This window comes from Pedobacter boryungensis (assembly GCF_013204825.1).
GTDB lineage: Bacteria > Bacteroidota > Bacteroidia > Sphingobacteriales > Sphingobacteriaceae > Pedobacter > Pedobacter boryungensis.
In genome coordinates this window covers 1,092,739-1,107,725 of record NZ_JABMKV010000002.1, presented here as the reverse complement: position 1 = coordinate 1,107,725, position 14,987 = coordinate 1,092,739, and the positions used below count along the sequence as shown (strand labels likewise).

At 35.3% G+C, this 14,987-nt stretch carries 13 protein-coding genes; 6 read left to right on the top strand and 7 right to left on the bottom strand.

Features of this window, described 5'->3' with window-relative positions:
* Positions 1-26: 26 nt before the first annotated feature.
* The 5 genes from HQN85_RS11630 to HQN85_RS11610 all read right to left on the bottom strand — a co-directional run bounded on the left by HQN85_RS11630 (position 27) and on the right by HQN85_RS11610 (position 7,956).
* On the bottom strand, positions 27-1,238 hold the full coding sequence (locus HQN85_RS11630; protein ID WP_173272307.1) for a PQQ-dependent sugar dehydrogenase: 1,212 nt from the start codon (positions 1,236-1,238) through the stop codon (positions 27-29).
* 130 nt (positions 1,239-1,368) lie between these two features.
* Positions 1,369-1,686: a thioredoxin gene (gene trxA / locus HQN85_RS11625; RefSeq protein WP_173272305.1), complete on the bottom strand. Its 318-nt coding sequence runs from the start codon at positions 1,684-1,686 to the stop codon at positions 1,369-1,371.
* 413 nt (positions 1,687-2,099) lie between these two features.
* The gene (dnaE, locus tag HQN85_RS11620) at positions 2,100-6,533 is read right to left on the bottom strand and encodes a DNA polymerase III subunit alpha (protein ID WP_173272302.1); all 4,434 of its coding nucleotides are present in this window, start codon (positions 6,531-6,533) and stop codon (positions 2,100-2,102) included.
* Between the two features lie 211 nt (positions 6,534-6,744).
* A complete protein-coding gene (locus tag HQN85_RS11615) occupies positions 6,745-7,425 on the bottom strand; it encodes a type 1 glutamine amidotransferase domain-containing protein (protein ID WP_173272300.1) in 681 nt (226 codons plus the stop codon).
* A 78-nt stretch (positions 7,426-7,503) separates the two neighbouring features.
* Complete coding sequence (locus HQN85_RS11610; RefSeq protein ID WP_173272298.1) at positions 7,504-7,956, bottom strand: lipocalin family protein; 453 nt, start codon at positions 7,954-7,956, stop codon at positions 7,504-7,506.
* A 137-nt stretch (positions 7,957-8,093) separates the two neighbouring features.
* On the opposite strand from HQN85_RS11610, the gene mdh reads away from it, so the two are divergent.
* From mdh to HQN85_RS11590, 4 genes are read left to right on the top strand one after another with little or no spacing between them, the layout of a single operon-like run.
* A complete protein-coding gene (mdh, locus tag HQN85_RS11605) occupies positions 8,094-9,032 on the top strand; it encodes a malate dehydrogenase (RefSeq protein WP_173272296.1) in 939 nt (312 codons plus the stop codon).
* A gap of 60 nt (positions 9,033-9,092) precedes the next feature.
* Positions 9,093-9,530 (top strand): retropepsin-like aspartic protease, encoded by a 438-nt coding sequence (locus tag HQN85_RS11600; protein ID WP_246249727.1) that lies wholly within the window; start codon positions 9,093-9,095, stop codon positions 9,528-9,530.
* 13 nt (positions 9,531-9,543) lie between these two features.
* Positions 9,544-10,212 (top strand): peptidoglycan recognition protein family protein, encoded by a 669-nt coding sequence (locus tag HQN85_RS11595; protein ID WP_173272292.1) that lies wholly within the window; start codon positions 9,544-9,546, stop codon positions 10,210-10,212.
* 56 nt (positions 10,213-10,268) lie between these two features.
* Complete coding sequence (locus HQN85_RS11590) at positions 10,269-10,802, top strand: SRPBCC family protein (RefSeq protein WP_173272290.1); 534 nt, start codon at positions 10,269-10,271, stop codon at positions 10,800-10,802.
* 156 nt (positions 10,803-10,958) lie between these two features.
* On the opposite strand, the gene gyrB is transcribed toward HQN85_RS11590, so the two are convergent.
* The gene (gyrB, locus tag HQN85_RS11585; RefSeq protein ID WP_173272288.1) at positions 10,959-12,917 is read right to left on the bottom strand and encodes a DNA topoisomerase (ATP-hydrolyzing) subunit B; all 1,959 of its coding nucleotides are present in this window, start codon (positions 12,915-12,917) and stop codon (positions 10,959-10,961) included.
* A gap of 167 nt (positions 12,918-13,084) precedes the next feature.
* Between gyrB and HQN85_RS11580 the strand changes: the two genes are divergently transcribed.
* Together HQN85_RS11580 and HQN85_RS11575 are read left to right on the top strand one after the other, a co-directional pair.
* Positions 13,085-13,681, top strand: coding sequence for an OmpH family outer membrane protein (locus HQN85_RS11580; RefSeq protein WP_173272286.1), 597 nt, complete (start codon positions 13,085-13,087; stop codon positions 13,679-13,681).
* Between the two features lie 83 nt (positions 13,682-13,764).
* The gene (locus tag HQN85_RS11575; protein ID WP_173272284.1) at positions 13,765-14,493 is read left to right on the top strand and encodes an EcsC family protein; all 729 of its coding nucleotides are present in this window, start codon (positions 13,765-13,767) and stop codon (positions 14,491-14,493) included.
* 73 nt (positions 14,494-14,566) lie between these two features.
* On the opposite strand, the gene HQN85_RS11570 is transcribed toward HQN85_RS11575, so the two are convergent.
* Entirely contained in the window at positions 14,567-14,962 is a 396-nt protein-coding gene (locus HQN85_RS11570; RefSeq protein ID WP_173272282.1) for an RNA-binding S4 domain-containing protein, read from the bottom strand.
* Positions 14,963-14,987 lie beyond the last annotated feature (25 nt).

Here is a 14,987-nt window from a genome sequence, read left to right as displayed (position 1 = left end):
ATTTCTTTATATCCGTGATAAAAATCTTACTTCTTATTTATTTTAAACAAGTTACCCCCATCGGTTACCGCATATAAAGCACCATCTTTCCCCTCTACCAAGTCTCTAAAACGCTCTCCTTTATCTTCCAATAATCTTTCTTCGCCAACTACTTTATTGTTTTTAAGTACTAAACGAATAATATGAGAGCCACTTAAAGCACCTACAAATAAATTTCCTTTCCATTCAGCAATATGGTTGCTATTGTAAAATGCAATGCTTCCGGGAGAAATAACTGGGTTCCAATAATAAACAGGTTGTTCCATACCAGCTTTTTGCTGAATGCCATCTCCTACTTTTTGTCCACTATATTCTGTTCCGTAAGTTATAATTGGCCAACCGTAATTTTTGCCAGGTTTAATTAAATTAATTTCATCACCTCCTTTAGGGCCAAATTCTGCTTCCCATAAGTTGCCGGTTTGGGGATCAATTGCTAAGCCATCTGGATTACGATGCCCATAAGAATAAATCTCTGGTCTGGCATCTGCTTGATTAGCAAAAGGTCCATTTGGCACTGCCTTGCCTGATGTGGTAAGATGAAGAATTTTACCTAAAGAAGAATTTAAATACTGCGCCTGCACTCTAATTTCTTTATCAGAGCGTTCTCCGGTACTTACGAAAAGATTTCCATTTTTATCAAAAACTATTCTTGAGCCGTATTGCAATTTGCCAGTATGCGCTGGTGTTGCCCTATAAATAATCACTTGATTTTCAATTGAAGTTTCATTTGCAGCTAATTTGCCTTTTGCAATTGCCAATAAAGCACCTTTGCTTTGCGGTTCTGAATAAGCCCAATACACCATTCTGTTTTTCGCAAAATCTGGCGCTAAGGTTACATCTAAAAGTCCACCTTGACCAGAATCATCTACTTTTGGCAATCCGGAGATTGTTTTAGATAACGTACCATTTGCCAGTAAGATAACCATGTTACCACTTTTCTGTGTGATAAGGAAACGTCCATCTGGCATTGCAGAAATAGCCCAAGGTCTATCTAATTTACTGTTTATGATTGTTGCCGTATAAGGCGTTTTAGTTTTAACTGCCTTAATTCTTGTTTGTCCTTCAAATGCAGGCTTATAATCTGCAGTAGGTTTTCCTTTTTCAACTGAGGTTTGTGCAGAAACGTCTGCTTCATTTACACAACTAATTAAAAAACTTGCAGAGAGTAGCGTTAAAAATGGAAATTTAAGATTTTTCATAATATTGGGATTTACTTAAAAGAACAAAAAATTTCTGAAAATAAAAAATCCGAACTCAAGGAGATCGGATTTAAATATATGGATTGCTTCCCTAAGCGGGACAACATCTTACTCGCAATAACGAGTAGGCTTATAATTGCTTGTCTAATTTACCAGCTAATACTGATTTAGGCACTGCGCCAACTTGTTTATCAACAACTTCACCATTTTTAAAGAACAATAAAGCAGGGATATTGCGGATACCAAATTGCGTTGAAATTTGAGGGTTGTTATCAACATTCACTTTTCCAACTAATGCTTTACCTTCGTATTCTTTTCCAATTTCATCTACAATTGGACCAACCATACGACATGGACCACACCATTCTGCCCAAAAATCTACTAATACTGGTTTATCTGATTTTAATACAACTTCCTCGAAGTTCGCATCTGTTATTTCTAAAGCCATAACTTATTTTTAAATTTATATACAAATATATTATCAATTGTAATGCCATCAATAGGTTGCTGTCAATTTGACAATTTTACAACTTATTTTCTCTCGTCATTGCGAGGCACGAAGCAATCTTACTAATTTGGGTTAGCAAATATACTATCGCTTTAAGATTGCTTCGTTCCTCGCAATGACGTTTTGCTAAACTAATTCAACTTATCATCTTTTCATTTGAGACACGAAGCAATCTTACTACGTTTGCGTTATCAATTTAATAATCGCTTTAAGATTGCTTCGTTCCTCGCAATGACGGTTTGCTAAACTAATTCAACTTATTTCTCGTCATTGCGAGGTACGAAGCAATCCTACTACTTTGGGTTAGCAAATTTACTATCGCTTTAAGATTGCTTCGTACCTCGCAATGACGGTTAGTTTAGTTTATAATTTACAACATTCAGTTTGGTTAATTGTTCTAAAAACTGATTGTTAGGGTTTATTTTTAGTGATTTAGAAGGAAGTTCTAATTTTAAATTCTGCTCTCTATCATAAACTTCAAAGTTTAACTTACAATTATGGCGCTCGCTATTTTCTTTGTTTTCTTGCAAAATCACATCAATTTTTTGCATCAAATCATCGTTAATTTCTTCAATAGGAACTTGTATCGTAATGCATTTGGTTAGTTTATCACGCAATTCTGATAATAAATCTATCGATGTAACTTTAAACTCCCAATCTCCTTCTTTTCTAAAGCGTTCTCCTACTCTACCTCTAATTTGCAAGAAATATCCTTCTGTTAAAAACTGTTTAAATTTCAAGAAATCATCTCCAAATAAAGCAATTTCACAACTATCATCATAATCTTCAAAAATGAAAGTTCCAAAAGGCTTTCCTGTTTTAGTAATTCGTTGAGAAGCGAGAACTACTAATCCTCCTACCACTAAATCTCTATTTTTTAAAGCCTCAAACTCCGTTAAAATCTCTTCGTTGGTATCGCCACTTCTAATTTTATTAACGATGGCTAAATGTTTCACAGAATGCTGGCAAAAATGATTTAACTCAAAGCGATAATCATCTAAAGGATGTCCTGATAAGAAAATTCCAATAGCATCCTTTTCATACTTCAATCGATCAATCAATCCCCATTCTGGAGAAACAGGAAAAGTTGGTTCTAAAATTAAATCGGCTTTTGAACCACCAAATAATGATGATTGAGAGGTATTTTGGTTATTCTGGAAATCGTTGGCATATTTAATTAGCTTTTCGATTCCATTCATTTTATCGTTTGGACCAATATAAAAATATTGCGCCCTATGAAAGCCATAGGCATCAAAAGCTCCACTATACACAAAACTTTCGTAAGCTTTTTTATTTACAATACGTGTGTTTGAACGTTTGGCAAAATCAAAAACTGAAGTATAAGGACCATTTTCTGCTCGCTCTTCGATAATACTTTCTACCGCTTTCTCACCTACGCCTTTTACTGCCGACATACCGAAACGAACTTCGCCTTTGGCATTTACAGAGAATTTTAAATCAGATTCATTTACATCTGGGCCTAATACCGTAACGCCCATTTGTCTACATTCTTCCATAAAGAAAGCTACCTGTTTAATATCGCTCATGTTATTGGAAAGTACCGCAGCCATATATTCTGCAGGATAATTTGCCTTTAAATAAGCAGTTTGATAAGCAATCCAAGCGTAACAAGTAGAGTGAGATTTATTAAATGCATATTCTGCAAAAGCTTCCCAATCCTTCCAAATTTTTTCTAATATAGTAGCATCGTGACCTTTTTCTGCAGCCTGCTTAATAAATTTAGGCTTCATTTTATCCAAAACATCACGCTGTTTTTTACCCATTGCCTTACGCAACACATCGGCCTCTCCCTTGGTAAAATCTGCTAACTTTTGCGACAAAAGCATTACCTGCTCTTGGTAAACTGTAATTCCGTAGGTTTCTTTTAGTAATTCCTCACAAGCTTCCAAATCGTATTTGATTTCCTCTTCACCATTTTTTCGTTTTACGAAACTCGGAATATAAGCAATAGGGCCTGGACGGTACAAGGCATTCATCGCGATTAAGTCACCAAAAACAGTTGGCTTTAACTCTTTCATGTACTTTTGCATACCAGCACTCTCGTACTGGAAAATGCCGACCGTTTCGCCACGTTGAAAAAGTTCGTAAGTTTTTACATCATCTATTGGAAAACTATCTGGATCTAAATCAATACCATGTCTTTTCTTTACGAGTTTAACAGTATCCTTAATTAGGGTTAAAGTTTTTAACCCCAAAAAGTCCATTTTTAGTAATCCAGCACTCTCTACCACAGAGTTATCAAACTGGGTCACATATAAATCCGAATCCTTTGCCGTAGCTACAGGAACGAAGTTGGTAATATCATCTGGTGTAATAATTACTCCACAAGCGTGGATACCAGTATTTCTTAAAGATCCTTCTAAAATTATAGCTTGTTCAATCGTTTCTGCACTTAAATTTTTGGCAGCAGCTAAAGCTTTTAACTCTATAATTTTTTCATACTCATCTGGTCGCAAAGCGGATTTTAAAGACTTTTCATCTAAATTAAAAATCTTAGCCAGCTTCATATTTGGTATCAACTTCGCGATTTTATCTGCCTCAAAAAGTGGCAAATCTAAAACTCGAGCGGTATCACGAATAGATGACTTTGCAGCCATTGTTCCATAGGTAATGATTTGAGCTACTTGACTTGAGCCATATTTATCAATTACATATTCCATTACACGACCACGACCCTCATCGTCAAAGTCAATATCAATATCGGGCATGGAAACACGATCTGGATTTAGGAAACGCTCAAATAGCAAATCGTATTTTAAAGGATCAATATTGGTAATCCATAAACAATAAGCAACTACAGAACCCGCTGCCGAACCACGACCGGGACCAACAGAAACATCTCTTCTGCGAGCTTCCGCAATAAAATCTTGTACAATTAAGAAATATCCTGGATAACCAGTTTTTTCAATGGTAGCTAATTCAAAATCTAGGCGCTCAATAATTTCTTCGGTTAATTCACCATATCTCTTTTTAGCACCTTCGTAACTTAAATGTCGTAAATATTTATTTTCACCACGTTTACCACCATCTGCTTGATCTTCTTCAACCAAAAACTCTGCTGGGATATCAAATTTTGGCAGTAAAACTTCACGAGCCAATTCGTACGCTTCAATTTTATCTGCAATTTCTTGTGTATTTAAAATTGCATCAGGTAAATCTGCAAAAAGCGCTTTCATCTCCTCTGCAGATTTAAAATAATACTCTTGATTTGGCAAGCCGTAACGGTATCCGCGACCACGACCAATTGGTGTTGCTTGTTTTTCAGCATCTTTTACACACAACAAAATATCGTGTGCATTTGCATCTTTTTTGTTAATATAATACGTATTGTTAGTTGCCACTAACTTAACAGAATGTTTATTAGCTAAAGCAACTAAATCTGTATTCACACGATCTTCATTCTCCTGACCGTGACGCATTAACTCTACATAAAAGTCATCATTAAATTGTTCCTTCCACCAAATTAAAGCTTCTTCAGCTTGCTTCTCCCCCATATTTAGGAGCTTACTGGCAATCTCCCCATATAAATTACCAGATAGCACAATGATGTCGCTTTTATACTGTTCAATTATTTTTCTATCGATACGAGGAACGTAGTAAAAGCCTTTGGTATATGCAATTGATGACATTTTGGCTAGATTGTGATAGCCTTTTTTATTTTTTGCTAACAACACCACCTGATACCCATTGTCTTGTCGGGTTTTATCTAAATGATTACCACAAACAAAAAATTCAACACCAACAATTGGCTTTATGACTTGAGCAGTTGGGCTTTCGCCCTTAGCTAAAGCCTCTTCATTTTTAGATTTAGCCTCTTTATTATGTTTACTTACCGCACTCACAAAGTGGAAAGCGCCCATCATATTCGCATGATCGGTTAATGCAACAGCAGGCATATTTTGTACTGCTGCAGCTTTTACCAAATCGGGTACACTAATGGTGCTTTGCAATACTGAAAACTGGGTATGGTTGTGCAGGTGTATAAAATTTGCACTTGCTAATTCTTGTTTATTGCCGGCTAAAGTTTGCTTAGAAATGCCACCAGGTTCTGTAGCGTGTTGACGTTTTCTAATTTTATCGGATTCAGTTTTTAAATTGGCGTGTTGTATGCCAAACGAACCAATCGGACCTTCATTAAGTTCTTTAAAACGTTGAAAATAATCAGCCTCAACTTGTAATTCTTCAAGTTTAAAAATCTCTTTTTTAATCAATTCTAAAAAGCAACGTGTAGTTGCCTCAACATCTGCTGTGGCATTATGTGCTTCAGCAAATGGAACACCGAACAGATAATGATGTAACTCTGTTAAAGTTGGCAACTTAAATCGCCCATTTCTTCCGCCAGGTAATTTTAGCAAATTAGCGGTAATCTCAGTACAGGTATCTAAAACCGGCATTTCTGTCATAGGACTTGGCACGCCCAAACGATGAAATTCGCAACCCATTATATTTACATCAAATCCTATATTTTGGCCAACTACAAATTTTGCTTTGCCAAGGGCGATGTTAAATTTTTCTAAAACTTCTACTAATTCAATTCCCTGATCTTGGGCCAATTCCGTAGAAATTCCATGAATTCGCTCAGCATCATACGGAATGTTAAACCCTTCTGGTTTTACCAAATAGTTTTGATGCTCAATCAGTTTCCCCATGTCATCGTGCAATTGCCAAGCAATTTGGATACAACGTGGCCAATTATCGATATCGGTAATAGGTTCATTGTAATTACGTGGCAAGCCAGTCGTTTCAGTATCAAAAATCAGGTACATAGTTGGGAATTGGTGGAGATCAAAAATAGAGAAATTCCCTTGTTAACTTGTCAGCAAATTATCAACATCCACAATGAAAATAATGGTAAGTGAGAAAAATCAACAAGCAATTATATGGAACAGCAACATTCATAATAAAGAAATAAGAATGCATAAAAAAAGGCTAAGAAGTTTTAATTTCCCAACCTTTAATCTTTAAAGAATAGTTATGCTATTTTTTCAAAGTATCCAATAACAAGTTAGCCGCTTCTTCAGACGAACCTGGATTTTGCCCAGTAATCAGTAAACCATCCTTTTTAACATACGATCCCCAATCTGGCCCTTTACTGTAATTTCCGCCTAATTTTTTAAACTCGTCTTCTAACAAGAATGGAACTACATCAGTAAGTTGTACTGCTGCTTCTTCTGTATTTGAGAAACCAGTAACTTGTTTATTTTTAACTAAAGCTTCACCATTGGCATCTTTCACGTTAATTAAAACACCAGGAGCATGACAAACCAAAGCAACAGGTTTCTGTGCACTTAAAAATTCTTGAATAAGGGCTATTGACTTTTCATCATTTGCCAAATCCCATAACGGCCCATGACCACCTGGATAAAAAACAGCTTCAAAATCTAGCTCATTAATTTCAGACAATTTTACCGATTTACTCAATTTTTCTTTTAATTCTGCATCATTCTTAAATCTCTTGGTAGCTTCAGTTTGTGCATCTGGCTCATCGCTTTTTGGATCGATAGGTGGCTGTCCACCTTTTGGTGATGCTATAGTGATTTCAGCGCCAGCATCTGCTAAAACATAATAAGGTGCCGCAAATTCTTCAATCCAGAACCCAGTTTTTTTACCTGTATTACCAAGTTCGCTATGTGATGTTAAAACAAATAATATTTTCATTTTTTTATATATTTTCTGAAACAGAAACCATTATTATGCCCAATTTTCATTCTAAGAATATAATGACAAAAGAACTACTTAATCATGCTCTTGACTTACTAGACTTCCTGTGTCATATCCCATTTGCCTACATCTTTCTATAATATCTTTTAATAAAGTTGGATCCATTTTTGGTTCTCGAGCCATAATAAAAAGATATTTCTCATCTGGGTGACCAACTACTACATAACTGTAATCATCCGCCAATTCAATTACCCAATATCCGATTTTAAAGGGCCAAAAAAATTGCGCCTTCATCTCACCATCTGGTTTTTCTTTATCAAAAAACAACTTTGAAGTAATTGATTTTTCTTCAGGCTTTCCTTCTTTGTGGTAGGTGGTATAAACGTCGAAATGTTCGTCATCAATTAAGGTATAAGTTTCGGTTGTTTGCTTCCAATTCTTATCCATTAATGTAGGAATAGAATATAAAGAATACCATTTTCCAGCAAATGCTGAATAATCTATCACTTTTACAGCTTGATTTTCCATTTTTAATCGTTTATTATTTAACCATTTCTTTGTAATAAAGTTTTAAAAAATAGCAAAGCATTTGGGTAAGCTGAAGCAAATCTATATCTTGGGCGTGTAAAACAATTTTCAACTAAAACTCCAAAATATAACATAAAATGAAAATAACGGTAGTAGGTGCAGGTGCTGTTGGCGCCACTTGTGCAGATAACATTGCAAGAAAAGAATTAGCAGAAGAATTAGTATTGCTAGATATTAAAGAAGGTTTTGCCGAAGGTAAAGCAATTGACATGATGCAAACTGCTACTTTGTTGGGTTTTGATACTAAAATTAAAGGTGTAACAAATGATTATAGTCAGACTGCAGGTTCTGCTGTTGCTGTAATTACATCAGGATTACCACGTAAACCGGGAATGACTCGTGAAGAGCTAATTGGTATTAATGCTGGTATTGTAAAAGGTGTTGCTGAAAATATTTTAAAATACTCTCCAGATGCAATTATTGTTGTAATTAGTAACCCAATGGATACGATGACTTATTTGGCATTGAAATCTTTAGGATTACCTAAAAATCGCATAATTGGTATGGGTGGAACATTAGATAGCGCTCGTTTCAAGTATTATTTAAGTGTTGCATTAAACTGTAATTCTAACGATTTACAAGGATTTGTAATTGGTGGGCACGGTGACACAACAATGATTCCATTAACCCGCTATGCAACCTACCAAAGTTTACCTGTTAGCGAATTACTAGATGAGGCTACCTTAGCCAAAGTTGCTGCCGATACAATGGTTGGTGGCGCAACCTTAACTGGATTATTGGGTACATCTGCTTGGTATGCCCCAGGTGCTGCTGGTGCTGCATTAGTAGAAGCCATTGTACGTGATGAGAAGAAATTATTTACCTGTTGTGTTGCCTTAGATGGCGAATACGGTCAGAAGGATATTTGTTTAGGTGTTCCAGTGATTGTTGGCCGTAATGGTTGGGAAAAAATCATTGATTATAAATTAAACGAAACAGAACAAGCTACATTCAATAAAAGTGCTGATGCAGTACGTAATATGAATAATGTACTGGCCGAAATGAAATTAGTATAAATTTATTTTGTCATGCAGAGCGAAACGAAGTATCTCTAATCATATTCCTCGTTACTCGGAATGACAACAGAAAATATGAGAACAATTACTGTTCCTTTAACCTTAATTAATTTACAAGACAACGGTTTCCACCTTTTGGTGGAAATTGTTGTTTTTGGAGAAAAATTGTTTGCTGTATTAGATACTGGCGCTTCAAGATCTGTTTTTGATAAAGGTTTAATGGAAAAGCACATTCAAGAGCTCACCATAAGTGATGATACCCAGGCAGCTACAATTTTTAGTGCCGCCACAACATTACAAGGCTTTATTCCTAAACTTAAAATTGGCAGTTTGATTTTAAAGCAATACCACGCCGTTGCGCTAGATTTACAAAGTGTAACAGACACTTATTTGCTTTTAGGACACCCTTCAATTTCTGCGATTATTGGCGGTGATATTTTAACGGAATTTAACGCCAAAATTGATTACCAGAAAAGAGTATTAAGATTATATAAGTAATTTCACTTCGTTGATGCACATTTTTAAAAAGCTACTTCCAATTCTTTTATTTCTTAGCTCAATTACAAGTTTTGCACAACAAATTGAGATTATCCAAAAGCCAATCACCTTTGATGACACGAGAGCTCAACTTTCTTTAGATTATTTGAAAAGAAGACATAATCTCATCCAACAAACGCCAACAATTACGCCCAAAATGATAGTCTTGCATTGGACAGCCTCTAGAAGTTTGATGGGGACATATGCCACCTTTAATAAATCCATTTTACCTAATTCACGCAAAGCATTAGTAAATGCTAGCAGCTTAAATGTCTCTTCACATTATTTAGTAGATCGTGATGGTTCTATTTATCAGTTATTACCAGATACCGTTTTTGCTCGACATGTAATTGGCTTAAATTATTGTGCCATTGGAATTGAAAATGTGGGAAGCGACAATTATCCATTAACTCAAGCGCAGCTTTCTGCCAACGAAAAATTAGTTCGTTATTTAACAAAAAAGTATAACATTCAATATTTGATTGGTCATTATGAACATACTTGGTTTAAAAACACCTCTTTATGGAGAGAAACCAATCCTTATTATTTTTCTCAAAAAACCGACCCAGGAATATCATTCATGAGAAAAATTAGAGAAGAATTGCAAGACTTAAATTTAAAAGGCGCTCCTGCTAAAAAATAACACTTGTTTTTTCAATTGGTTTATGATTAACTTTAAGTAAACCAAACAAATAAAATATGAAAGTTTTAAAAGTTCTACTCGGCATCATTGTCGCATTAGTAATTATTTTTTTCGTAGGCGGAATGTTTTTGCCTAAAACCTATTCTGTTAGTCGCACCACGACTATTAATGCACCTGATAGTGTAATTTATAAGAATGTTGCAGATTTTAATGAGTTTTTAAAGTGGAATCCATGGACTAAAATGGAACCAACAGCTAAAGTTACCATCACTGGAAATCCAGGTCAACCTGGTCATTTGTATGAATGGGTAGGTGATAAAGTTGGTACTGGCCAAATGAAATTGACTGAAGCTATGGCAAATCAATCGGTTGTAGAAGAAATGAAATTTATTAAACCGATGGAAAGTTCATCAACAGTTCGTTTTGATATTGCTAAAGAAGGTAATGGCAATAAAGCAACCTGGACTATTAGCGGCGAAAGTGTAGGCACCATGAACAAATGGATGGGTTTATTTATGGACAAAATGATGGGCAAAGATTTCGAAGATGGCTTAAAGTCTCTGAAAGAAAAATCGGAAAAAGGAAATTAGCTAAGTCGGAAAGACAAGATAGACAGAAAGTCAGAAAGCTTGTTAAGTTTAGAGTTTTAAACTAATAAAATAAAAAAACCCTTCAAGAATTAACTTGAAGGGGTTTTTTGTCGTGTCATCTTTCGGACTTTTCCGACTATTAACTTCAGACTAAGATTATGCGTCAATCTTTGCATACTTTGCATTACGCTCAATAAATTCTCTACGTGGAGCAACTTCATCGCCCATTAGCATAGAAAAAGTATGATCGCATTCTGCTGCATTTTCTATTGTAGCTTTCAATAAAGTACGTCTAGCTGGATCAAGCGTAGTTTCCCATAATTGTTCAGCGTTCATCTCACCCAAACCTTTATAGCGTTGAATATGTACACTTTCTTCTTTACCAGCGCCTTTTAAACGTTGAACAGCAGCATCACGTTGCTGATCATTCCAGCAATATTCAAAATCCTTACCTTTTTTAACTTGATAAAGCGGTGGAGCAGCAATATAAACATAACCAGCTTCAATTAATGCTTTCATATAACGGAAGAAGAATGTTAAAATCAACGTCGTAATGTGTGATCCGTCGATATCAGCATCCGTCATGATCACAATTTTATGGTAACGAAGTTTAGTTAAATTTAATGCTTTATCATCTTCTGGAGTTCCAATACTTACACCTAAAGCGGTAAACATGTTTTTAATCTCATCGTTTTCGTAAATTTTATGCTCCATAGCTTTTTCCACGTTAAGGATTTTTCCTTTTAATGGCAATATAGCTTGGAAATTACGATCGCGACCTTGCTTAGCGGTACCACCAGCCGAATCTCCCTCCACTAGGTATAATTCGCATTTTTCTGGATCACTATCAGAGCAATCGGCAAGTTTTCCTGGTAAACCAGAACCACCCATTACACTCTTACGTTGCACCATCTCGCGAGCTTTACGAGCAGCAGCCCTTGCAGTTGCCGCTAAGATTACCTTGTTAACAATCATGCGACCTTCTCGCGGATTTTCTTCAAGGTAATTACCTAAGGCCTCCCCAACAGCAATATCTACCGCTCCCATTACCTCAGAGTTACCTAGCTTGGTTTTAGTTTGCCCTTCAAATTGAGGTTCTGCAACCTTTACAGAAACAACAGCAGTTAATCCCTCACGGAAATCATCACCAGTAATTTCAAATTTTACATTTTTCAATAATCCTTCTTTATCAGCGTATGCTTTTAAAGTACGAGTCAAACCACGTCTAAAACCTGCAATGTGAGTTCCGCCTTCGTGGGTATTAATGTTATTTACATACGAATGGACATTTTCTGAGTAGCTATCATTGTACTGCATAGCCAATTCCACTGGAATTCCATTTTTAATTCCTTCTAAATAAATTGGTTCTGGAATTAAAGACGGTCGGGTACCATCCAAAAACTGAACAAACTCCTTTAATCCGCCTTCAGATTTAAATACTTCAGAAAGGAAAGTTCCATCTTCATTAGTTTCACGTTCATCTGTTAACGTTAAACTTATGCCTTTATTTAAAAATGCCAATTCACGTAAACGCGATGCCAAAGTATCGTAACGATATTCTGTGGTTTGCGTAAAAATGGTTTCATCTGGAGTAAAAGTTACAATGGTCCCTCGCTTTTCAGTAGTTCCAATTTTTTTTACATCGTATAAAGGCTTACCAATGTTGTATTCCTGAACCCAAATTTCACCTTCGCGGTGTACTTCTGCTCTTAAATGTGTAGATAATGCATTAACACAACTAACACCAACACCATGTAAACCACCAGAAACTTTATAAGTGTCTTTATCAAATTTACCACCAGCGTGTAAAACCGTCATTACGATTTCTAGTGCAGATTTATTTTCTTTTTTATTTATCCCAGTTGGAATACCACGACCATTATCTTCTACCCTAATTGAATTATCTTTTAGAATATTTACATATATGGTATCAGCATGACCAGCTAATGCCTCATCGATTGAGTTATCTACAACTTCGTAAACTAAGTGGTGTAACCCTTTAATTCCGGTATCACCGATATACATGGAAGGGCGCTTACGAACAGCCTCTAAACCTTCTAAAACCTGTATATTATCGGCACCATAATTTGAGTTTGGATCTTTTTCTTCGCTCATAATTTTATTTAATACATAAAGAATCAAAAATAACCATTTTTTACCACTTAAGCCACATTGTGGATAACTATTTGGGTGTTAAAATCTGATAAAAATTGATTAAAAAACGTATGTTTTTAGGATAGTCCGTTTTGATTTTTATATTTGCTAAAATTTATTAAAATAGAATGAAAGTAACTACATTAAAAGTAAGCAGTTTAGCTACTGCAATAGCAATAGTTTCGGTACTAACTGCTTGTGGAAATAAGGAAACTAAAACGGATGCATCAACTACGAAAACTGCAACAGTATCTGCTGATGAAAAAATTGTTTATGTTAACTCTGATTCATTGTTAACTAAATACGAATATTTTAAAGACCTTAAAGCTAAAATGGAAGTTAAAGGTAAAGCTGCTGAAAGTGATTTAGCTTCAAAAACTCAAGCTTTCCAAAGAGAAGTGCAACAGTATCAACAAACACAAAATACGTTACCTGCTGATCAAAGAGCTTCTACAGAACAAAGATTACAACGTAAACAACAAGAACTACAAGCTTACCAACAAAATGCAGGTGCTGCTTTACAAAATGAGCAAGCTAAAGAACAAGAAGCTTTATACAACAAAGTGGCAGAATATTTAAAAGGATATGCTAAAACTAAAGGATATAAAATGGTTTTAACTTACTCTAAAGGTAATAGCGCAATTTTATTTGCTGATGAAAGCTTAGATGTAACTAGCGCTGTAATTGTTGGTTTAAATGAAGCTTATTCAAAAGATAAAAAATAGATTATCATGCTAAGTTAACTTAGGATTTTATAGATAAAAAATGCCCCGAATAATCGGGGCATTTTTTTTGTACATTAATACCCATGCAGCGTTACGAAGAACAAGTGAGTTACGAACTTCAGTTTTGGAAAATGGAGTTAATGAAAAAACCTTCATTACTTGGAAATTTAGCCACCAAGGTTCAAACTAAAATTAATAGTTACATTCCCACAAAAGTTCATAGCGCAATTACAACAGCCATTAAGCAAATGGTTAAGGCTGTTTTATTTGGCTCTACATATACAACATCGGCTATGCCAGCTATCGACATGAGTTTAATTCACCGAGAAGCCTTAGTAAAAGCAAAAATTGAAAGTTATAGTAAAACTGGTGCAGCCGAAGGTGGAATAACTGGTGCTGGAGGATTTTTAATGAGCATGGCCGATTTTCCAATCTTAATTGGCATAAAAATTAAAATGCTTTTTGAAATTGCTTCATTGTATGGGTTTGATGTAAAAGACTACCGTGAAAGACTCTACATTCTCCATATTTTTCAGTTGGCATTTTCTAGCCAAATAGGTACACAGAATGTATTTAAACAAATGCAGAATTGGGATGAAAAACTAATTGTATTACCAGAAAGTGCAGATCAGTTTGATTGGCAAACGTTTCAACAAGAATACAGAGATTACATAGATTTAGCTAAGATGGCGCAATTACTTCCTGTTGTTGGCGCAGCGGTTGGTGCAGTTGCAAATTACAAATTAATACAAAAATTAGGTAAAACAGCGATGATGGCGTATCGGTTAAGAGTTTTAAAGTCAGAAAAATAAAATTGCCATCTATAATCGAATATAACTTCACTCCCAGACTTTTCGGACTTCTAACCTTCTTAACTTTCTGGCTCTACTCCTCGAACATTCCATCTATTAAATCATCCGTTTCGCGTCTATCTTTTTTGGTTGGTCTTCCCGTTCCACGATCTCTTTTTAAACTTGGGGCATGAAATACAGACTTAAAAGCATGAGTTTCTTCCTCAGGAGTGAGATCTTTGTACTTAGTTACTGCTATTTTGGCTTCAACCCTGTTATATAAAAGCTCTACAACTTCTATTATTTTTTTCTCTATTCCTTTTGATACTTGATAAACCTCTCCAACTTTAACAATACTAGACGGTTTAAGATTTTGACCATTCAATTTTACACGACCCGCTTTACACGCTTCAGTTGCTAAACTACGGGTTTTAAACAATCTTATTGCCCACAAGTATTTATCAATCCTTAATTTCTCTTTCTCTGTCATAAAAAATCAAAAATACAATGCTCAA